Source organism: Acidovorax sp. sif1233 (assembly GCF_019218755.1).
In the GTDB taxonomy this organism is placed as follows: Bacteria; Pseudomonadota; Gammaproteobacteria; order Burkholderiales; family Burkholderiaceae_C; genus Acidovorax.
Window position 1 is genome coordinate 125,258 of record NZ_JAHUWZ010000001.1, and the last position, 20,742, is coordinate 145,999.

A 20,742-nucleotide genomic window follows, 5' to 3' on the forward strand; every position below is an offset into this window, starting at 1 on the left:
GGTTTTTTCATACCGCCTTTGCCGAAAGGGCTCGGTGCAGCAGCCCCGGCAGCATGGCCAGCATGCGCGTGGCGGGCAGGCCCTGGGGCAGGGCGCGGGCGTGGTAGCTGTACAGCGACATGGGCGGCAGCTCGTGCAGCTCCAGCGCCACCATGGTCCCGGGGTCGAGCTGGGTGGCGGTGAGAAAGTCGATCACCGTCCAGCCCATGCCCCGGCGCACCAGGTCCAGCGCCAGGCGCGAGGTCTGCACCTGCAGGCCCGGCCCCGCGGGCGTGCCCAGGCGCTGTGCGAGGTCGTCGATGGACTGGCGCATGGGGTCGTCCCCCACCAGGCGGATCACCGGCACCTGCGCCAGCCGGGCGCTGGGCGCCACGGCGCGCGGCGCGCGCGTCCACACGGACTGCGCCACCGCCAGGTACATGCGCCCGCTGACCAGCAGGTCGCTGCGGATCTGCGGGTGCGGGTGCTTGTAGAAGCCCAGGCAGAAATCCACGCTGCGCGTGAGCAGGGCCTGCGTCATCTGGTCCTGGTGGATGGTGCGCACTTCCACGCCCACCTGCGGGTAGCGCAGCGCATGCTCCTGCAGCACCAGGGGCAGGAACTCGTGCGTGATCGAGGGGATGGCCGCCAGGCGCACGTCGCCCGTGTCGCTGGTGCCCAGGTTGCGCGCCGTGCGGCGCAGGGCGTCGAGCTGGCGGTGGATGCCCGTGGACTCGGTGGCCAGCACCTGCGCCTCGGGCGTGGGCGTGAGGCCGGCCGGCGTGCGCACGAACAGCCGGTAGCCCAGCTGCAGCTCGGTGTGCGCCACGGCCTTGCTCACGGCCGAGGGGGTGATGCACAGCAGCCGCGCCGCGGCGCTCATGTTGCCGGTTTGCAGAACGGCCTGGAACACCTCGAGTTGCCGCAGGTTCATGGCCAGGGTCCGGTGGTAGGGGTATGAGTGAAATTCACAAGAAGAGGCTGATTATTCCCTAACGATGTGTGTGACTCTCTCATACGATCCGGCACCGCCAACGAGCGGCCGGGTTGTCAGCGCATTCCGCTGGCCGCCTCTTCATAACAACTGTCTGGAGATTTCTGTCATGCGCATTTCCCCCCCCGTGCACCGCTGGCTGGCCGGCCTGCTGCTGTCCGCCGCTTCGGCCGTGGCCATGGCCCAGGCCGCCAAGCCCCATGTCGTGGTGCTTGCCACGGGCGGCACCATCGCCGGTGCGGGCGCCTCGGCCGCCAACAGCGCCACCTACGCCGCGGCCAAGGTGCCGGTCGACAAGCTGCTGGCGGGCCTGCCGGAGCTGGCCAGCGTCGCCAAGGTCTCGGGCGAGCAGGTGTTCCAGATCGCCTCCGAGAGCTTCACCAACGAGCACCTGCTCAAGCTCGGCCAGCGTGTCTCGGCCCTGTCCAAGCAGGCCGACGTGGACGGCATCGTCATCACCCACGGCACCGACACCCTGGAAGAAACCGCGTACTTCCTGAACCTGGTCGTGCGCACGAACAAGCCCATCGTCGTGGTCGGCTCCATGCGCCCCGGCACGGCCCTGTCGGCCGACGGCGCGCTGAACCTGTACGACGCCGTGAGCGTGGCGGCCAGCAAGGACGCCGCCGGCAAGGGCGTGCTCGTCACCATGAACGACGAGATCCAGAGCGGCCGCGACGTGAGCAAGACCATCAACATCAAGACCGAGGCCTTCAAGAGCCAGTGGGGCCCGCTGGGCATGGTGGTGGAGGGCAAGAACTACTGGTTCCGCGCGCCCGTCAAGCGCCACACCGCCAATTCCGAGTTCAACATCGACGAGATCCAGGCCCTGCCCGCCGTGGACATCGTGTACGGCTACGGCAACATGAACACCACGGGCATCGAGGCCTACGGCAAGGCCGGCGTGAAGGCGCTGATCCACGCCGGCACGGGCAACGGCTCGGTGGCCGCGCAGGCGGTGGATTCGCTCAAGGCCTTGCGTGCGGCGGGCGTGCAGATCGTGCGCTCGGCCCGCGTGCCCGACGGTTTCGTGCTGCGCAATGCCGAGCAGCCTGACGACAAGTACGACTGGGTGGTTGCCCACGACCTGCGCCCCCAAAAGGCGCGCATCCTGGCCATGGTGGCCCTTACCAAGACCAACGACAGCAAAGAACTGCAGCGGATCTTCTGGGAGTATTGAGCCCCCCTGAGTCGCCTTCGGCGCCTTCCCCCCGAGGGGGGACGCACCCGGTGGCCTGGCAGAGCCAGTTCCACGGGTGCACCGGCTTGAAGGCATGCCCTCTGGAAGCGCCATAGGTGATGAACCGCGCAGCGAATATTTGAAACGAGACTTGGCGCACAACACATGCGCCGACGGGCTGCCCGCAAAGGTGGTCACCGGTACGCACCGGCTTATAGCCCGCGTGACTGGTTGGGAAGGCTGGGGCTCCAAAAGGGCTCCGGCCTTTTTTCATGGGAGGGCGGATGCTGCTTGTTTGTCGAGCCCCAGCCGCAGCGCCGTAAAATGACCGGTTGCGCGCGCGACGCCCGCGCTTGCAACCTTTGGTGGCTGCAGGCAGTGGGCCTGGCACACGCACCGCTTTTTCTTTCCCCCTTACTTGCCCGGCCCTGGCTTGCCAGTGCCACAGACGCCATGTTGACATTCCAGCAAATCATCTTGAAGCTGCAGTCCTACTGGGACGCGCAGGGTTGCGCTCTTTTGCAGCCCTACGACATGGAAGTGGGCGCCGGCACCTCGCACACCGCCACCTTCCTGCGCGCCATCGGACCCGAGCCCTGGAAGGCCGCCTATGTGCAGCCCAGCCGCCGCCCCAAGGACGGCCGCTACGGCGAGAACCCCAACCGCCTCCAGCACTACTACCAGTACCAGGTGGTGCTCAAGCCCGCGCCGGCCAACATCCTGGAGCTGTACCTGGGTTCGCTCGAAGCCCTCGGTTTCGACCTCAAGAAGAACGACATCCGCTTTGTCGAAGACGACTGGGAGAACCCCACGCTCGGCGCCTGGGGCCTGGGCTGGGAGGTGTGGCTCAACGGCATGGAGGTGACGCAGTTCACCTACTTCCAGCAGGTGGGCGGCATCGACTGCAAGCCCGCCACCGGTGAGATCACCTACGGCCTGGAGCGCCTGGCCATGTACCTGCAGGGCGTCGACAACGTCTACAACCTCAAGTGGACCGACACGCTGAGCTATGGCGACGTGTACAAGCAAAACGAGGTGGAGCAGTCCACCTACAACTTCGAGCACAGCGACGCGGACTTCTTGTTCACCGCCTTCAACGCGCACGAAAAGCAGGCCAAGTACCTGATGGAGCAGCAGCTGGCGCTGCCCGCCTACGAGCAGGTGCTCAAGGCCGCGCACAGCTTCAACCTGCTGGATGCGCGCGGCGCGATCAGCGTGACCGAACGCGCTGCGTACATCGGCCGCATCCGCAACCTGGCCCGTGCCGTGGCGCAAAGCTACTACGAGAGCCGCGAGCGCCTGGGCTTCCCCATGGCACCGCGCGAGTGGGTGGAGCAAATGGCCAAGAAGGCAGCCTGAGCGGACGAAAGAGAACAAGAACATGACGACAACCCAAAACCTTCTCGTAGAACTGTTTGTCGAAGAGCTGCCGCCCAAGGCGCTGCAAAAGCTGGGCGATGCCTTTGCCACCGTGCTGGGCGACCAGCTCAAGGCGCAGGGCCTGGCCACGGCAGCGTCCGTGGTCACGCCCTTTGCATCGCCCCGCCGCCTGGCCGCGCATGTGACCGGCGTGGCCGACAAGGCCGCCGACAAGGCCGTGCAGCAAAAGCTCATGCCCGTGACCGTGGGGCTCGACGCCAGCGGCAACGCCAGCCCGGCGCTGCTCAAAAAGCTGCAGGCCCTGGGTGCGGATGTGTCCGACCCGGCAGCCGCAGTGGCGGCGCTCAAGCGCGCGCAGGACGGCAAGGCCGAGGCCCTGTTCTACGACAGCGTGGTGCCCGGCGCGACGCTGCAGGACGGCCTGCAGAAAGCGCTGCAGGAGGCGATTGCCAAGCTGCCCATCCCCAAGGTCATGAGCTACCAGCTCGAGACCGACTGCGAACTGCCCGGCTGGACCAGCGTGAACTTCGTGCGCCCCGCGCACGGCCTGGTCGCGCTGCACGGCAGCACCGTGGTGCCGGTGAAGGCGCTGGGCCTCACGGCGGGCAACAGCACGCAGGGCCACCGTTTTGAAGCCGCGGTGTCGCCCGTGGTGCTGCAGGACGCCGACAGCTACGCCGCCACGCTCAAGAAGGACGGCGCCGTGATCGCCTCCTTTGCCGAGCGCAAGGCCGAGATCGCCCGCCAGCTGGCCGCGGCCGCCGCCCAGGTGGGCAACGGCGCGCGCCCCATTGAAGACGAGGCGCTGCTCGACGAAGTGACCGCGCTGGTCGAGCGCCCCAACGTGGTCACCTGCTCGTTCGAGACCGAGTTCCTCGATGTGCCGCAGGAGTGCCTCATCCTCACGATGAAGGCCAACCAGAAGTACTTTCCCCTGCTGGACGCCGCGGGCAAGCTCACCCACAAGTTCCTGGTGGTGAGCAACATCAGCCCCGAAGACACGAGCTTCGTGACCGGCGGCAACGAGCGCGTGGTGCGCCCGCGCCTGGCCGACGCGAAGTTCTTCTTCGACCAGGACCGCAAGAAGACCCTGGCCTCGCGCGTCGAGGGCCTCTCCAAGGTGGTCTATCACAACAAGCTGGGCACACAGGGCGAGCGCGTGGAGCGCGTTAGGTCAATAGCCAAAGCCATTGCCACGCAATTGGGCGATGCTGCGCTGGTCGCTGATGCCGACAAAGCCGCGCAATTGGCCAAGACCGACCTCGTGACCGACATGGTGGGCGAGTTCCCCGAGCTGCAGGGCATCATGGGCGGCTACTACGCCCTGAACGACGGCCTGGGCGAGACCGTGGCCCACGCCATCGAAGACCACTACAAGCCCCGCTTTGCGGGCGACACGCTGCCGCGCAACACCGCCGGCGTGGTGGTGGCGCTGGCCGACAAGCTGGAAACCCTGGTCGGCATGTTCGGCATCGGCAACCTGCCCACCGGCGACCGCGATCCGTTCGCGCTGCGCCGCCATGCGCTGGGCGTGATCCGCATGCTGGTCGAAAAAGACCTGCCACTGCAGCTCAACGACCTGCTGGCCGGTGCCGTGCCCGCCTTTGGCGACAAGATCACCGACGCATCGGCGCCCCTGGCCGACTTCATCTACGACCGCCTCGCCGGCAGCCTGCGCGAGCAGGGCTACCGCGCACAGGAGGTCGACGCCGTCATGGCCCTGCGCCCGCAGCGCCTGGCCCTGGTCGAAAAGCAGCTCGCGGCCGTGCGCGCCTTTGCCGCACTGCCCGAAAGCCCGGCCCTGGCCGCGGCGAACAAACGCGTGGGCAACATCCTGAAGAAGGCCGAGATCGAGGGCCCGGTGGATGCCCACGTCAACCCCGACCTGCTGCAGGAAAAGGCCGAGCAGGACCTTTACGCCGCGCTGCAGCGCTTCGTGCCCGAGGCCAACGCCCAGTTCGACGCGGGCGACTACACCGCCAGCCTGCAGACCCTGGCCGTGCTGCGCGCGCCGGTGGATGCGTTCTTCGACGACGTGATGGTCAACGCCGAGCAGCTGGATGTGCGGATGAACCGCCTGGGTCTGCTCAAGATGCTGCACAACGCGATGAACCGCGTGGCCGACCTCTCGCGCCTGGCCGTTTGACCGGATGGCCCAAGCTGATAGGCTGGCGATTCTCACAAGGTAACCAAGCCCCATGAAACTCGCCATCCTCGACCGCGACGGCACCCTCAACCCGCTGGGGGAGGACTACATCACCTCCGCCGACGAGTGGACCGCCGTGCCGGGCGCGCTCGAAGCCATCGCGCGCCTGAACCATGCCGGCTGGCATGTGGTGGTGGCGACCAATCAGCCGGGGCTGGGCCGGGGGCTGTTCGACGTGGTGGCCCTCAATGCCATCCATACCAAGATGCACCGGCAGGTGGCCGCCGTGGGGGGGCGCATCGACGCGGTGTTCTACTGCCCACACGCGGCCGACGAGGAGTGCGCCTGCCGCAAGCCCGCCCCGGGCCTGCTGGAGCAGATCAGCGACCGCTATGGCGTGGAGCGGCAGGACGTGCGGGTGGTGGGCAGCTGTGCCGCCCATCTGCAGGCCGGCGCCGCGCTGGGCGCGCAGCTGCACCTGGTGTGCACGGGGCAGTCGGCCCAGGTGCACCCCGGCGGGCCGCTGCCGGCGGGCATTCCGGCGGGCACGCTGGTGCACGCCAGCCTGGGGGATTTCGTGGACCAGCTGCTGCCCGCGGTGCAGGTGCCGGCGGCAGCGCTGGCGGCCATTCCCCTGCCCCTGCACGGCAGTGCCCCATCGTCTTGATGCTATTAATTTAATAGCTGCTAGCGCTTGATGATAAAGCGCTGGCAGCCGAAAACTCCTAAAAATGGCTTTTATCCGTTCCGTCATTCACCTTCTCTGGATGGGCATCACCGTCGTGCCCTATGCGCTGGCCATCATGCTGGGCACCCTGCTGGGCGTGCGGGGAGGGCCGCTGTACCGCATCGCACGGGCATGGCTGTCGCTGTGCATCAGCGGTGCCCGGGTGATCCTGGGCGTCCGTGCCCATGTGACCGGCATGGAAAACCTCCCGCAGGGCGAGAACGCCGGGGCCGTGCTGCTGGTCAAGCACCAGTCCACGTACGAAACCTTCCTCATGCCCACGATCATGCCGCGCCCGCTGGCCTACGTGTTCAAGAAGGAGCTGCTCTACGTTCCCTTCTTTGGCTGGGCGATTGGCCGCCTGGACATGATCCACATCGACCGCAACCAGCGCACGCAGGCGTTCAACAAGGTGGTGCAGCAGGGCAAGGACCTGCTGGCCAAGGGCATCTGGATCATCATGTTCCCCGAGGGCACGCGCATCGAGCGCGGGCGCAAGGGCAACTACAAGACCGGGGGCACGCGCCTGGCCATCGACACCGGCGCGCCCGTGGTGCCCATCGCCGTGACCTCGGCCAAGGTCTGGCCGCGCAAGGCCTTCATCAAGCGGCCCGGCGTGGTGGACGTGTCCATCGGCAAACCCATTTCCAGCGTGGGCCGCCAGCCCGACGAGCTGATGCGCGAGGTCGAGGCCTGGATCGAGGCCGAGATGCGCCGCCTGGACCCCGAGGCCTATGAGAACACCCCCTGAGCTGCTTCTCCTGAAGTGCCGCGCTGCGCGAGGGCGCCACCAGCGCATGCCGGCAAGGCGCCGCCAGCGTGGCGGGGCGGCCCTGGCGCGGCGGCCGCTGGCCTGGGAAGCGCCGGTGCCGGATGCTCTGGATGGCTGCTCGTCGCTGGGGAGCTATTGATTCCATGCACCGGCTTGTGCAATTGGCGCTCGACCTTTTCGACCCGCCGGCCGCACCGGTTGCGGCATCGGCGGTGCAGGCTTCAGGTTTCAAGCCTGGAGCGCCGCCGGCGCAGAATGATCAAGCGCCGGTAGCTCCTAGAACGATAGCAAGCAGGCCTGCGGCACCGGCGGTGCCCTTGCCGTCCCTGCTGTCCCCGGCCGAGTTCCGCCACCCGCAGGCCAGCCGCGAAGTGCTGCTGGGCGACGCCGTGGTCGCCTATGCGCTGCAGCGCGCACGGCGACGCACCATCGGCTTCACCGTGGGCGCGGATGGCCTGTCGGTGCGCGCGCCCGGCTGGGTGACCCTTTCGGCGGTGGACGCCGCGCTGCGCGACAAGTCGGACTGGATCCTGCGCAAGCTGTCGGAGGCCCGCGAGCGCCAGCAGCGCATGGAGGGCGGCCGCATCGTCTGGGCCCATGGCGCGGTGCTGCCGTACCTGGGCGAGCCGCTCACGGTGGTGCTGGACCCAAGCCATGGCTTTGCCGGCAGGGGCGGGGCGCTGGTGCCGTCCGTGCCGCCCTCGGCCGGGGAAGAGGGCATCGCCGTCGCCCGCAGCCTGCACATCGGCCTGCCCCACAGTGCCAGCGCCGCCCAGATCCGCGACGCCGTGCAGGCCTGGCTCATGCGCGATGCACGCCGCCACTTCACCGCGCGGCTGGACCACTTCGCCCCGCTGCTGGGGGTGCGCTGGGCCAGCCTGCGCCTGTCCAGCGCGCAGACCCGCTGGGGCAGCGCCAAGGCCGACGGCTCCATCCGCCTGAACTGGCGCCTGCTGCACTACCGCCCGGCCATCATCGACTATGTGGTGGCGCACGAGCTGGCCCACCTGCGCGTGATGGACCACAGCCCGCGCTTCTGGGACACCGTGGCCACCGTGGTGCCCGACTACGCGGTGCTGCGCAGCCGCCTGCGCGATGAACCCGCTCCATTGTGGGAGTGACGCATTCGCCCCTGTGGCGGGCCGTGGGCCCGTCCCGTGGACCGGTTAACCGAGATGAAAGGAGCTAGCTGATGACCATCCCGCAAACGATCACTCCCGCCGAAGGCTACGCGGGCGATGTCACGCCGCAGCAGGCCTGGCAGTGGATGCAGGCCGGCCAGGCCGTGCTGGTGGACGTGCGCAGCGACGCCGAACGCGAATGGGTGGGACAGGTGCCCGGGGGCGCCGCCGTGGCCTGGAAGCAGTGGCCAGGCATGGCCCTGAACGCTGGATTCGACACCCAGCTGCGCGCGGCCGCACCCGCCGGCGCCACGCTGGTGATGCTGTGCCGCAGCGGCGTGCGCTCCATCGCCGCGGCGCGGCGCGCCACCGAACTGGGCTTCACGGCCTACAACATCCTGGAAGGTTTCGAGGGAGATGCCGACGCCCAGGGCCAGCGCGGCAGGAAGGGCGGCTGGCGCTTTCACGGGCTGCCCTGGCGGCAGAACTGAGAGACGACCCGCCGGTGCGCGCGATGGGCGCGCCCAAAAAAAAGCGGGCCTGGTGGCCCGCTTGCCCGTCAGGACGTCTTGCCCTGCTCAAAGCGGCGGAATGCGCAGCTTCTGGCCGGGGTAGATCTTGTCGGGATGGGTCAGCATGGGCTTGTTGGCCTCGAAGATCGCGGGGTACTTGTTGGCGTCGCCATAGAACTTCTTGGCGATGGCGCTGAGCGTGTCGCCGCGCACCACGTCGTGGTACTGGGCCTCGGGCTCGGGATTGGTCACCTCCATCAGGTTCTCGACGCTGGTCACGCTGGCCACGTTGCCGCAGCACAGGGTGACTTTTTCCTTGGCGCCTTGCGTGGGGGCGGTGCCCTTCACGGTGACCTTGCCCTGCGTGCCGTCGAACGCCACCTGCACGTTGCTGGCGCCCAGGTTCTGGGCCGCGATGTAGGTCTCGATGGCCTTGGCCGCCTTGGCATTGAGTTCATCCTGCGTGGGCGCAGCGGCCGTGGCTGCCTGGGCCTCCTTGCCGCCGAACAGCTTTTCGCCGGCTTCCTTGATGAAACTGAAAAGACCCATGTCGTACCTCCTAAAGTTGCAGAAACAGGAACGACCACTGTAGCGTGCAAAGCGTGGCGCTGGTGTGTCGCACAGGCGCGCGAAACGATTTTTGACATTCTTTCCGCGCCATCCCGCCGCCGGCGCCTGTCGCCGCGGGTACGCGGGGGCGCCGCAAAACTCGGGATAATCCCCCGCATGACATTTCTGGCCATCGACGTCGGCAACACCCGTCTCAAATGGGCGTTGTACGACGCTCCCCGCCCCGGGGCTGCGCTGCTGGCGCATGGCGCCGAGTTTCTGGATCACATCGACCGCCTGGCCGAGGGCAGCTGGGCGCCCTTGCCGCACCCCCAGCGCATGCTGGGGTGCGTGGTGGCGGGCGACGCCGTCAAGCGCCGGGTCGAGGAGCAGATGGAGATCTGGAACGTCGAGCCCTCGTGGGTGGTGTCGTCGGCGCAGGAGGCAGGCCTTGCCAACGGCTACGACCATCCCTCGCGCCTGGGCTCCGACCGGTGGGTCGCCATGGTCGGTGCGCGCCACCATGTGCTGCGCCAGGGCCCGGCGCGGCCGCTGGTGGTCGTCATGGTGGGCACGGCGGTCACGGTGGAGTGCATCGACACCGAGGGCCGGTTCATGGGCGGGCTCATCCTGCCGGGCCACGGCATCATGCTGCGCGCGCTGGAGTCCGGGACCGCCGGGCTGCACGTGCCCACGGGCGAGGTGCGCATGTTTCCCACCAACACCAGCGATGCCCTCACCAGCGGCGGCACCTATGCGATCGCGGGGGCCGTGGAGCGCATGGTGCAGCACGTCATCCAGCACTGCGGCGAGGAGCCGGCGTGCCTGATGACCGGCGGCGCGGGCTGGAAGATGGCGCCCAGCATGACGCGCCCTTTCGAACTGGTGGACAACCTGATCTTCGACGGCCTGCTGGAGATTGCCTTGCGCCGCTTTGCCGGCTGACCTGGAGCGCGGACTTCGCGGCCCGGCCGCATTCCGCGGCGCCACGGGCGGTCCTGGATTTTCAGGACGGGCGCGGCCAGGCCAGGGGGTGTTCCGAATTCAATCTTCCAGTTCGGCGCGCGCCATCTCCACGTCCAGGCGCTCCATCGCATCGGCGGGTTCGCTGGCGGCGGCCTTTTCGTAGAACCCGGTGGCTTCCTTCATCTTCTTGTCGCCTTCGAGCATGACCAGGGCGTTGGCGTATTCGATCATGCAGATGGCCGAGCCGGGGTTGAGCTTGAGGGCCTCCTGGAACAGCTTGAGTCCGGTGTCCTTCTTCGCGCCGTAGGTCATGCCGCCAATCAGCGAGCCCACCTTGTCGATCACCTCGGCATGGAATGCGCCCAGCGCGATGCGTGCATCGGCGTGCTTGGGCGACAGCGCGATGGCCTTTTCCAGCGATTCCTTCACCTTGCCGCCCAGGCCCTGCGCCAGCGCCTTGGCCACGCTGATGCCCTGGCTGTAGCGGCCCAGGGCGTAGGCGTGCCAGTACCAGGCATTGGCGTTGCCGGGCTCCGCCGCGGCCTGCGCCTCGGCGCGCTCCGCCACCTGGGTGAAGAGGTCGAGCCGGGTCTTTTCCCTTTGCTCCAGGTAGTTGGCGTAGATGGAGGCAGCCTTGTTGGCCACCGTGATGCCAGGGCCGCCAGCCGCCAGGCCGGCCGCCGCTGCCTTCTCGAAGTCGCCGTTGTGGAACATCGCCCAGGCTTCGAGCACCGCGGTGTCCTTGGGGCAGGGCTCGGCATCGCCGCTGTGCAGCCGGGCCCAGTGCTTCTTGACGCTCGCGGCGTCGAACGCATAGTCGCCTGCGTGGGGGAAGGGGGTCCATTTGGCCATGGTGTGTGTCTCCTGAAGTTCTTGTGGGAGGGGGGGTGCCCTGTCGTGCTGCCGTGAGGCGGGTGCTTGCTGCCTGCGCCTATCCCGGCGCAGCGGCGTAAGCGCCCACCAGCTCCAGCAGATGGGCCCGCTGGCTGCTTTCGAGGTAGGGCATGAGCAGGTTCAGCACATGGTGGGCGCCGCGCAGGAGCGCGGCCTGGGCGCTTTCAGGCTCCAGCGCGCGGCGCGGGTCGCGCACGTACTCGAAGCTCAGCCAGTAGGTCAGCACCACCACCATGCTGGTGGCGGTGGCTTCCAGCTCGCGCGAGTCGATGTGCAGGCTGTCCGCGCGGCCCATGCCATCGAGCATGGCGCGCACGGCCCGGGTCTTGTTCTTGAGGATGGCCTGGAAGTGGGTTTCCAGGCGCCGGTTCTTGGACAGCAGGTCGTTCAGGTCGCGGTACAGGAAGCGGTACTGCCAGATCAGCTCGAACAGCGTGTGCATGAAGAACCAGGCATCCTCCACATTGCGCACGCCGTCACTGGCCGTGAGGAGTTCGGTGAGCGAGCGTTCGTAGCGGTCGAACAGCGCGTTGATCAGCTCATCCTTGGCGGGATAGTGGTAGTAGAGGTTGCCCGGGCTGATGCGCAGCTCGGCGGAAATCAGGGTGGTGGAGACGTTGGGTTCGCCGAACCGGTTGAACAGGTCCAGTGTCACTTCCAGAATGCGTTCTGCGGTGCGGCGTGGCGCTTTCTTCACCATGTGTGCGGGCCCCTTCGCGTCGTTTTGCGTCGTTGTTTCGATGTCTCTGGTGGTTACTCTAACCGACACAGAAATGCTGCACTGCGGCATCGCGCCTGCATATCAGCGCCGCTGCGTCCCTGCCGTGGGCGGCCTGGCGCGAGGGAGTGGGCTCCGGCCAAAAAAAGCGGCCAACACGCTCTCGCGCGTTGGCCGCTTTTTTTCAGGGGCGGCACGGTGGTGTTGCCTGCCGCCTGCCTGATGTGCAATCAGCTGCCCGATGGGGTGTTGGCGCCGGTGTCGGCTGCCGCGCGTGCGGCAGGCTTCTTGGCGGCGGCCTTCTTGGCCGGAGCGGCCTTGGCGGCGGGCTTTGCAGCCGCCTTGGCAGGGGCCGCCTTTTTCGCGGGGGCCTTCTTGGCCGGGGCCTTGGCGGCGGGCTTTGCGGCAGCTGCGGCCTTGGCGGGGGCTGCCTTGCCGCCCTTGGCCAGTGCATCCACGCGGGCGCTCAGTGCCTGCAGGTCGCGGGCCGATGGCACGCCCAGCTTGGACAGGGCCTTGGCGACGCGGTCTTCAAAGATGTTCTCGAGCTTGTCCCACTGGCCCTGGGCCTTGGAGCCGATGTCGCTGGCCATGGTGGTCACGCGGCTGGTGGCCTCGGTGATCTTTTCCTCGGCCACGGCCTGGGTCTTGCGCTGGATGGTCAGGCCTTCCTTGACCAGGGCTTCGAACACCCGGCCGCCTTCTTCCTGCGCCTTGGAGAAGGCGCCCAGGCCCGCCAGCCAGATCTGCTGGGCGGAGTCCTTGACGGTGCTGGACAGTTGGGCGTTGCTCTTTTTCTTGTCGGCGCTGAGTTTCTGCAGTTTCTTGACCATGGGGCCTCCGTTGTGCGGTTGGGTGGGTTTGCCAGGGCGGATTGCCTCTGACGCATGGCCGCACTGTACGCCGCGCGGCGCGCAAGGTGTAGGCGCGCGCTCCTAAAAATGTAGAGCGTGCCGTCTAGCCCGCGCCGGGCTGCGGGCCCTAGGATCGGCGCGGGTTTCTGCTGAATCGGTGCGCGCAGGCCTTGGGCAAGAATGAAGCTATCTCACAGGAGTTTTCCATGCAGTATTTCGTGACGGGGGCAACGGGTTTCATTGGCAAGCGGCTGGTCAAGAAGCTGCTGGAGCGCAAGGGCGCGGTGGTGCATTTCCTGCTCCGCAAGGAAAGCGCGGACAAGGTGGCCGACCTGCGCAGCTTCTGGGGCGTGGGTGCCACGCGCGCCATTCCCGTGTTTGGCGACCTCACCGCGAAGAAGCTGGGTGTGGCTGCGGAAGACGTCAAGAAGCTCAAGGGGCAGATCGACCACTTCTACCACCTGGCCGCCGTGTATGACCTCTCCGCCGACGAGGAAACCCAGGTCGCCGTGAACATCGAGGGCACGCGCAACACGGTCGATCTGGCCAAGGCCATCGATGCCGGGCACTTCCACCACGTCTCGTCCATCGCTGCCGCGGGCCTGTATGAAGGCGTGTTCCGCGAGGACATGTTCGAGGAGGCCGAGGGCCTGGACCACCCGTACTTCCAGACCAAGCACGAGAGCGAGAAGATTGTGCGCCAGGACTGCAAGGTGCCCTGGACGGTGTACCGCCCCGCCATGGTGGTGGGCGACAGCACGACCGGCGAGATGGACAAGATCGACGGCCCCTACTACTTCTTCAAGCTCATCCAGCGCCTGCGCCAGCTGCTGCCGCCCTGGATGCCCACCGTGGGCCTGGAGGGCGGGCGCGTGAACATCGTGCCGGTGGACTTCGTGGTGAACGCGCTCAACGTCATCAGCCACCAGAAGGACATCGGCAAGAAGTGCTTCCATCTGGTGGACCCGGTCGGCTACCGCGTGGGCGATGTGCTCGACATCTTCAGCCGCGCCGCGCATGCGCCGCGCATGAACCTGTTCGTCAACGCCGCGCTGCTCGGCTTCATCCCCAAGAGCATCAAGAAAAGCCTGATGGCCCTGGCGCCCGTGCGCCGCGTGCGCAATGCCGTCATGAAGGACCTGGGCCTGCCCGAGGACATGCTCACCTTCGTGAACTACCCCACGCGCTTTGACTGCCGCGAAACGCTGGCGGCGCTCAAGGGCTCGGGCGTGACCTGCCCCAACCTCAAGGACTACGCCTGGCGCCTGTGGGACTACTGGGAGCGCAATCTTGATCCCGAGCTGTTCATCGACCGCACGCTCAAGGGCACGGTGGCGGGCAAGGTCGTGCTGATCACCGGGGGGTCTTCGGGCATCGGCCTGGCGGCGGCGCACAAGTTCGCCGAGGCGGGTGCGACCACCATCATTTGCGGGCGTGACCAGGACAAGCTCGACGAGGCGTGCGCGGAGGCCAAGGCCAAGGGCTACGCCTTCATCGCGTATTCGGCCGACATCGCCGACATGGCCGATTGCGACCGCTTCGTGCAACTGCTGATCGACAACCACGGCGGCGTGGACTTCCTGATCAACAACGCGGGCCGCTCCATCCGCCGTGCCATCGAGTCGAGCTACGACCGCTTCCACGACTACGAGCGCACCATGCAGCTCAACTACTTCGGCTGCCTGCGCGTGACCATGGGCTTTCTGCCCGGCATGGTGGCCAAGCGCAAGGGCCATGTGGTCAACATCAGCTCCATCGGCGTGCTGACCAACGCGCCGCGCTTTTCGGCCTATGTGGCCAGCAAGGCGGCGCTGGATGCCTGGACACGCTGCGCATCGAGCGAGTTCGCCGACCAGGGCATCACCTTCACCACCATCAACATGCCGCTGGTGCGCACGCCCATGATCGCGCCCACCAAGATCTACAACAACGTGCCCACGCTGAGCCCCGAGGAGGCGGCCGACATGATCGCCCAGGCCTGCATCTTCAAGCCGGTGCGCATCGCCACGCGCCTGGGCATCACCGGCCAGCTGCTGCATGCGCTGGTGCCCCGCGTGGCGCAGATCACGATGAACACCAGCTTTCGCATGTTCCCGGATTCCACTGCCGCCGCCAAGGGTGACAAGGGCGCCAAGCCGCAGCTGTCGGCCGAGGCGGTGGCGCTGCAGCAGATGATGCGCGGCATCCACTTCTGATGACCGTCCGGCCCGCGCAGATGCCCATGCGTTGAACTCTGTTACCTGGTGGCCGGGCAGGGTGGGATAATCGCGGGTTCTGCCGAGCTGGCATTTCACACAGCCCTCCCTATGATTCTGGTTACTGGCGGCGCGGGTTTCATTGGCGCCAACTTCGTTCTTGACTGGCTTGCTGTCTCCAGCGAGCCCGTGGTCAACCTCGACAAGCTCACCTACGCTGGCAATCTGCACAACCTGGACAGTGTTCAGGGTGATGCGCGCCACATCTTCGTGCAGGGCGATATCGGCGACACCGCCCTGGTGGCCCGCCTGCTGGCCGAACACAAGCCCCGCGCCGTGGTCAATTTCGCGGCCGAGTCGCATGTGGACCGCTCCATCCACGGGCCGGAAGACTTCATCCAGACCAACATCGTGGGATCGTTCCGCCTGCTGGAGGCCGTGCGCGCCCACTGGAGCGCGCTGCCCGAGGGCGAGCGCGCGGCTTTCCGCTTCCTGCATGTGTCCACCGACGAGGTGTACGGATCGCTGGCCCCCACCGACCCGGCCTTCGCCGAGACACGCGGCTTCGAGCCCAACAGCCCCTACAGCGCCAGCAAGGCCGCCAGCGACCACCTGGTGCGCGCCTGGCACCACACCTACGGCCTGCCGGTGCTCACCACCAACTGCAGCAACAACTACGGTCCCTATCACTTCCCCGAGAAGCTGATCCCGCTGATGATCGTGAACGCCCTGGCGGGCAAGAACCTGCCCGTGTATGGCGACGGCATGCAGGTGCGCGACTGGCTGTACGTGAAGGACCACTGCAGCGCCATCCGCCGCGTGCTCGAAGCCGGCGCCCCCGGCGAGACCTACAACGTGGGCGGCTGGAACGAGAAACCCAACATCGAGATCGTGAACATGGTGTGTGCGCTGCTCGACGAGCTGCGCCCCCGTGCCGACGGCCAGAGCTACCGCTCCCAGATCACCTATGTGAAGGACCGCCCCGGCCACGACCGCCGCTACGCGATCGACGCGCGCAAGATCGAGCGCGAGCTGGGCTGGAAGCCTGCCGAAACCTTCGACACCGGCATCCGCAAGACGGTGCAGTGGTACCTGGAGCATGCCGACTGGGTGGCCAGCGTGCAGACCGGTGCCTACCGCGACTGGGTGCAGACCCAGTACGCGCAGGAGGCACCAGCCGCTGCCGTCGCGGACGCCAGCGCATGAACATCCTGCTCTTTGGCAAGGGCGGCCAGGTCGGGTGGGAGCTGCAGCGCAGCCTGTCCTTGCTGGGCACGGTGACGGCCCTGGACCATGACAGCACCGACCACTGCGGCGACTTTGCCAACCCGGCGGGGGTGGTCGACACGGTGCGCGCCCTGCGCCCCGACGTCATCGTCAATGCCGCGGCCCATACCGCCGTGGACAGGGCCGAGAGCGAGGCCGACTTTGCGCGCACGCTCAATGCCACCACTCCCGGCGCCATCGCGCAGGAGGCTGCGCGGCTGGGCGCCTGGCTGGTGCACTACAGCACCGACTATGTGTTCGACGGCAGCGGCCGCCGCCCCTGGGTGGAGACCGATGCGCCTGCCCCGTTGAGCGTCTACGGCCGCACCAAGCTCGAAGGCGAGCAGCTGATCGCAGAGGCCGGTGCCAAGCACCTGATCCTGCGCACCAGCTGGGTCTACGCCGCGCGCGGCGGCAACTTCGCCAAGACCATGCTGCGCCTGGCCCAGGAGCGCGATCGCCTGACCGTCATCGATGACCAGTGGGGAGCCCCCACCGGCGCGGACCTGCTGGCGGATGTGACCGCCCATGCACTGCGCCACCTGCAGCAGCGCCCGCAGGACGCCGGGCTCTACCACTGCGTGGCGGCCGGCGAGACGAACTGGAACGAATACGCAAAATACGTTCTTGCGCAAGCACAGCTTGTACAACCTGCTATTGAAATAAAAGCAAAAGAAGTGGCACCAGTTCCGACAAGCGCATTCCCCACCCCTGCGGTGCGCCCGCACAACTCGCGCTTGAACACCGGCAAGCTGCAGGCCGCCTTTGGCTTGCAGATGCCGCCTTGGCAGTCTGGCGTGGCGCGCATGCTGGCTGAAACTCTCTGAACGGCACCTGACCATGACGCAACGCAAAGGCATCATCCTCGCCGGAGGCTCTGGCACTCGGCTGCACCCGGCCACCCTGGCCATCAGCAAGCAACTGCTGCCGGTCTACGACAAGCCCATGATCTACTACCCGCTGAGCACGCTGATGCTCGCGGGCATCCGTGACATCCTGGTCATCAGCACGCCGCAGGACACCCCGCGCTTCGAGCAACTGCTGGGCGATGGCAGCCAGTGGGGGCTGAACCTGCAATATGCCGTGCAGCCCAGCCCGGATGGCCTGGCCCAGGCCTTCATCATCGGTGAAGCATTCCTGGACGGCGCGCCCAGTGCCCTGGTGCTGGGGGACAACATCTTCTACGGCCATGATTTCCATGAGCTGCTCGGCAATGCACAGCAGCGCACGGTGGGTGCCAGCGTGTTTGCCTACCATGTGCACGACCCGGAACGCTATGGCGTGGCTGAATTCGACGCGCAGGGCAAGGTGCTGTCCCTGGAGGAAAAGCCCGCCCAGCCCAAGAGCAGCTATGCCGTCACCGGCCTGTACTTCTATGACAGCCAGGTGGCACAGATGGCCAAGAGCCTCAAGCCGTCGCCACGGGGTGAACTTGAAATCACCGACCTGAACCGCCTGTACCTGGACCAGGGCCAGCTGAATGTCGAGATCATGGGCCGTGGCTACGCCTGGCTGGACACGGGCACCCACGAGAGCCTGCTGGAGGCCAGCCAGTTCATTGCCACGCTGGAGCACCGCCAGGGCCTCAAGATCGCGTGCCCTGAAGAAATCGCCTGGCGCTCGAACTGGATCGACAGTGCCCAGCTCGAGCGCCTGGCCCAGCCTCTGTCCAAGAACGGTTACGGCCAGTACCTTCAGCGCCTGCTGAACGACAAAGTTTATTGAACCGCCATGCATTCCATCCGCCAATCCATCCCTGATGTCGTACTGATCGAGCCCAAGGTGTTCGGCGACAGCCGGGGGTTCTTCTACGAGAGCTTCAACCAGCAGGCCTTCCAGGAGGCTACCGGCGTCCAGTGCGACTTCGTGCAGGACAACCACAGCCGAAGCAGCCAGGGCGTGCTGCGTGGCCTGCACTACCAGCTGCCTCCCAGGGCCCAGGGCAAGCTGGTGCGGGTGGTGCGGGGCGCGGCGTTTGATGTCGCCGTTGACATCCGCAAGGGATCGCCCACCTTTGGCCAGTGGGTCGGAGCGCTGCTGACGGAAGACAACCACCGGCAGCTCTGGGTGCCGCCGGGGCTTGCCCATGGTTTCCTGGTGGTGTCCGAATCGGCTGATTTCCTCTACAAGACCACCGATTACTACAGCCCTGAGCACGAACGCTGCATCCGCTGGGACGATCCACAGCTGGCCATCGCCTGGCCTGCCGTCGATGCCGCCATCCAGCTGTCCGCGAAGGACCAGGCGGGACGCTGGTTCGCCGAGGCGGACCTTTGAGCTTGGCACCGACGCAGGTGCTTGCGACCGGCGCCCGCACAAATCCGGCCGCGCTGCGGATCGCCATCCTCGGAGCCCGGGGCATTCCGGCGAGTTATGGGGGGTTCGAGACATTCGCCGAACAGCTCGCTACCCGCCTGGTGGCGCGGGGCCATGAGGTCACCGTGTATGCGGAAACCGGCGAGTCGTCGGTGCAGGACACTTTCTACCAGGGTGTTCGCGTGCGGCACAAGCGCCGTCCGCGGTGGGGGGCGGCATCGGTCCTGGCCTACGATTGTGCTTGCCTCTGGGATGCCTGCCGTGGCTACGACCTTGTCTACATGCTGGGCTATGGCGCTGCATGGGCCTGCTGGTGGCCCCGGGTGTTCGGTGTCCCGGTCTGGATCAACGTGGATGGGCTCGAATGGGCCCGCAGCAAATGGGGCCGGGGCGCGCGCCTGTATTTGCGTTGCATGGAATGGGTAACCACCAAGGCCGCGACGCGCCTCATCGCCGACGCCGAGGCCATTGCGCAGCGGTTCCGCCAGACCTATCCCCGGGGGGCGCCGTCGAGCTTCATCGCCTACGGCGCGGAACTGGTCGAGGGGCGGCAAGTGGACCCTGCCGTGCTTTCCCTCTGGGGCCTGCAAGCCCATCGGTACATGCTGGTGGTGGCGCGGCCCGAGCCAGAGAACCATATCCTCGAGATCATCCAGGGCCATGTGATGCACGGCGGAGACTGGCCACTCGTCATCGTGGGGGATGTCTCGGGTGCCACGGCCTACCAGCGGCAGTTGCAGCAGCACGCGAGTGAGCGCGTGCGGTTCATCGGGGGCATCTACGACGGCGGGCAGCTGGCGAGCCTGCGCGTGCATGCCGCCTGCTACCTGCATGGCCATTCGGTGGGGGGGACGAACCCTTCGCTTCTGGAGGCCCTGGCCTGTGGAAACTGGGTGATCGCGCACGACAACCCGTTCAACCGCGAGGTTGCGCGCGATGCGGCCGACTATTTTGCGACCCCCGAGCAGCTCGCGCGCAGTCTGGATCTGGTGGTGCGCGAGTCGGACGCCCTGCGGCCCCGGCGCGCCCAGCGCGCGCGGGGCATTGTGGCGGAGCACTACACCTGGGATGGCATCACGGATGCCTATGAGGCGCTGATGGATTCGGAATGCCGCCCTCGCAGCGCGGCGGTAGGCACGAGGGCGCCGTGATCTCCCACGCGGATGGGCCCATTTCCTTGCCCGCTGGATCCGGCGGGGCTGCCAGCACGGCGCTGCCGCTGGTGGATGTGCTGCTGGCAACCTACAACGGGGCCAAGTACCTCGAAGGCCAGCTCGACTCGATCTGGGCCCAGACCCACAGGAACTTCCGGCTCCTGGTCAGCGACGATGGCTCCTCGGATGCGACGCTGGCGATCCTGGCGCGCTACAAGGAGCGCTTTGGCGAGCGGCTTGTGGTGCTGCCCCATTCGTCGCGTGGCCATGGGGTTGTCCTCAATTTCGAGAATCTCATGGCAGCCAGCCTGCATGACGGGCTGGCGGAATGGGCCGTGTTCTCGGACCAGGACGATGTCTGGCTGCCCCGGAAAATAGAGGTTTCGTTGCAGGAGATGATGCGGATGGAGGAGGAAGGAGGGCGTGGCCTGCCCTGCCTGGTCCATGGCGATCTGACCGTGGTCGACGAGAGCCTGAATGTGATCTCCGATTCGTTCGCCGCGTACCAGAGGATGGATCCCCGGCAATGTTCCCCGCTCTCCCTGCTCAGCGTGAACGAGGTGACGGGATGCACGATGATGGTGAACCGCACCCTGCTGCAGATGGCCTTGCCCATGCCGCCCCATGCCATCATGCATGACTGGTGGTGTGCGCTGGTGAGCGGGAGTGGCCGTCGGAGCTTCCTTCGCACCCCGCAGATCCTGTACCGCCAGCATGGCGCCAATCAACTGGGCGCCAAGGACCGCAGCCTGGGGACGCGCTTGCTGCGCTTTTTCACCAACGGCCGCGGGGTCGTCAGGCGCGTCAGGTCGCTGGGAGAGGGCACCTATCTGCAGGCCCGGGCGCTGCAGCAGCGGTTGCGAGCCCTGGGGCTGGACGAGGGCTACGTGTCAAAATACCTGGCGTGGAGGGACGGGCCGCTTGTGGCGAGGATTGTGGGATATCGCCAATATTATGTGGGTCCCGAGCTGGATCGATTAAGCCGCTGTTTGTTGTGGTTCAAGTGATTCGCCCCTGCG

The 20,742-nt window shown here is 66.9% G+C and carries 20 protein-coding genes; 15 read left to right on the forward strand and 5 right to left on the reverse strand.

The window, feature by feature from the left end; translation table 11 throughout:
* Positions 1-7: 7 nt before the first annotated feature.
* Entirely contained in the window at positions 8-913 is a 906-nt protein-coding gene (locus KW843_RS00580; protein WP_218293167.1) for a LysR family transcriptional regulator, read from the reverse strand.
* A 169-nt stretch (positions 914-1,082) separates the two neighbouring features.
* Here KW843_RS00580 and KW843_RS00585 point away from each other — a divergent pair, with 169 nt between their 5' ends.
* The 7 genes from KW843_RS00585 (at position 1,083) to KW843_RS00615 (ending at position 8,790) form a co-directional block, all read left to right on the forward strand.
* Positions 1,083-2,153: a type II asparaginase gene (locus KW843_RS00585; protein WP_218293168.1), complete on the forward strand. Its 1,071-nt coding sequence runs from the start codon at positions 1,083-1,085 to the stop codon at positions 2,151-2,153.
* 453 nt (positions 2,154-2,606) lie between these two features.
* Entirely contained in the window at positions 2,607-3,512 is a 906-nt protein-coding gene (glyQ, locus tag KW843_RS00590) for a glycine--tRNA ligase subunit alpha (RefSeq protein ID WP_056413984.1), read from the forward strand.
* A 22-nt stretch (positions 3,513-3,534) separates the two neighbouring features.
* The gene (gene glyS, locus KW843_RS00595; protein ID WP_218293169.1) at positions 3,535-5,679 is read left to right on the forward strand and encodes a glycine--tRNA ligase subunit beta; all 2,145 of its coding nucleotides are present in this window, start codon (positions 3,535-3,537) and stop codon (positions 5,677-5,679) included.
* Positions 5,680-5,731: 52 nt separating this feature from the next.
* On the forward strand, positions 5,732-6,346 hold the full coding sequence (gene gmhB / locus KW843_RS00600) for a D-glycero-beta-D-manno-heptose 1,7-bisphosphate 7-phosphatase (protein ID WP_218293170.1): 615 nt from the start codon (positions 5,732-5,734) through the stop codon (positions 6,344-6,346).
* A gap of 64 nt (positions 6,347-6,410) precedes the next feature.
* Complete coding sequence (locus KW843_RS00605; RefSeq protein WP_218293171.1) at positions 6,411-7,157, forward strand: 1-acyl-sn-glycerol-3-phosphate acyltransferase; 747 nt, start codon at positions 6,411-6,413, stop codon at positions 7,155-7,157.
* Positions 7,158-7,321: 164 nt separating this feature from the next.
* Positions 7,322-8,299 (forward strand): M48 family metallopeptidase, encoded by a 978-nt coding sequence (locus tag KW843_RS00610; RefSeq protein ID WP_218293172.1) that lies wholly within the window; start codon positions 7,322-7,324, stop codon positions 8,297-8,299.
* A gap of 71 nt (positions 8,300-8,370) precedes the next feature.
* Positions 8,371-8,790, forward strand: coding sequence for a rhodanese-like domain-containing protein (locus KW843_RS00615; protein WP_218293173.1), 420 nt, complete (start codon positions 8,371-8,373; stop codon positions 8,788-8,790).
* 87 nt (positions 8,791-8,877) lie between these two features.
* On the opposite strand, the gene lysM is transcribed toward KW843_RS00615, so the two are convergent.
* Positions 8,878-9,360, reverse strand: coding sequence for a peptidoglycan-binding protein LysM (lysM, locus tag KW843_RS00620; RefSeq protein ID WP_218293174.1), 483 nt, complete (start codon positions 9,358-9,360; stop codon positions 8,878-8,880).
* Positions 9,361-9,537: 177 nt separating this feature from the next.
* Between lysM and KW843_RS00625 the strand changes: the two genes are divergently transcribed.
* On the forward strand, positions 9,538-10,305 hold the full coding sequence (locus tag KW843_RS00625; RefSeq protein ID WP_218293175.1) for a type III pantothenate kinase: 768 nt from the start codon (positions 9,538-9,540) through the stop codon (positions 10,303-10,305).
* A 99-nt stretch (positions 10,306-10,404) separates the two neighbouring features.
* On the opposite strand, the gene KW843_RS00630 is transcribed toward KW843_RS00625, so the two are convergent.
* From KW843_RS00630 to KW843_RS00640, 3 genes are all read right to left on the reverse strand, one after another.
* Positions 10,405-11,178 carry a hypothetical protein gene (locus KW843_RS00630; RefSeq protein WP_218293176.1) on the reverse strand — a complete coding sequence of 258 codons (774 nt, stop codon included), beginning with the start codon at positions 11,176-11,178 and terminating at the stop codon, positions 10,405-10,407.
* Between the two features lie 79 nt (positions 11,179-11,257).
* On the reverse strand, positions 11,258-11,920 hold the full coding sequence (locus tag KW843_RS00635) for a TetR/AcrR family transcriptional regulator (RefSeq protein WP_218293177.1): 663 nt from the start codon (positions 11,918-11,920) through the stop codon (positions 11,258-11,260).
* Positions 11,921-12,168: 248 nt separating this feature from the next.
* Positions 12,169-12,771, reverse strand: a complete 603-nt coding sequence (locus KW843_RS00640; protein ID WP_218293178.1) for a phasin family protein — start codon at positions 12,769-12,771, stop codon at positions 12,169-12,171.
* Positions 12,772-12,998: 227 nt separating this feature from the next.
* Here KW843_RS00640 and KW843_RS00645 point away from each other — a divergent pair, with 227 nt between their 5' ends.
* The 7 genes from KW843_RS00645 to KW843_RS00675 all read left to right on the forward strand — a co-directional run bounded on the left by KW843_RS00645 (position 12,999) and on the right by KW843_RS00675 (position 20,730).
* A complete protein-coding gene (locus tag KW843_RS00645) occupies positions 12,999-14,987 on the forward strand; it encodes an SDR family oxidoreductase (RefSeq protein ID WP_218293179.1) in 1,989 nt (662 codons plus the stop codon).
* Positions 14,988-15,098: 111 nt separating this feature from the next.
* Positions 15,099-16,193, forward strand: a complete 1,095-nt coding sequence (gene rfbB, locus KW843_RS00650; protein ID WP_218293180.1) for a dTDP-glucose 4,6-dehydratase — start codon at positions 15,099-15,101, stop codon at positions 16,191-16,193.
* A complete protein-coding gene (gene rfbD / locus KW843_RS00655) occupies positions 16,190-17,080 on the forward strand; it encodes a dTDP-4-dehydrorhamnose reductase (protein ID WP_218293181.1) in 891 nt (296 codons plus the stop codon). Before rfbB ends, rfbD begins: the two co-directional genes overlap by 4 nt.
* Before the next feature lie 13 nt (positions 17,081-17,093).
* Positions 17,094-17,978: a glucose-1-phosphate thymidylyltransferase RfbA gene (rfbA, locus tag KW843_RS00660; RefSeq protein WP_218293182.1), complete on the forward strand. Its 885-nt coding sequence runs from the start codon at positions 17,094-17,096 to the stop codon at positions 17,976-17,978.
* 6 nt (positions 17,979-17,984) lie between these two features.
* On the forward strand, positions 17,985-18,530 hold the full coding sequence (gene rfbC / locus KW843_RS00665; RefSeq protein WP_218293183.1) for a dTDP-4-dehydrorhamnose 3,5-epimerase: 546 nt from the start codon (positions 17,985-17,987) through the stop codon (positions 18,528-18,530).
* A gap of 2 nt (positions 18,531-18,532) precedes the next feature.
* The gene (locus tag KW843_RS00670) at positions 18,533-19,720 is read left to right on the forward strand and encodes a DUF1972 domain-containing protein (RefSeq protein WP_255594472.1); all 1,188 of its coding nucleotides are present in this window, start codon (positions 18,533-18,535) and stop codon (positions 19,718-19,720) included.
* Positions 19,717-20,730 (forward strand): glycosyltransferase family 2 protein, encoded by a 1,014-nt coding sequence (locus KW843_RS00675; RefSeq protein WP_370628416.1) that lies wholly within the window; start codon positions 19,717-19,719, stop codon positions 20,728-20,730. Before KW843_RS00670 ends, KW843_RS00675 begins: the two co-directional genes overlap by 4 nt.
* The last annotated feature ends 12 nt before the right edge of the window (positions 20,731-20,742 follow it).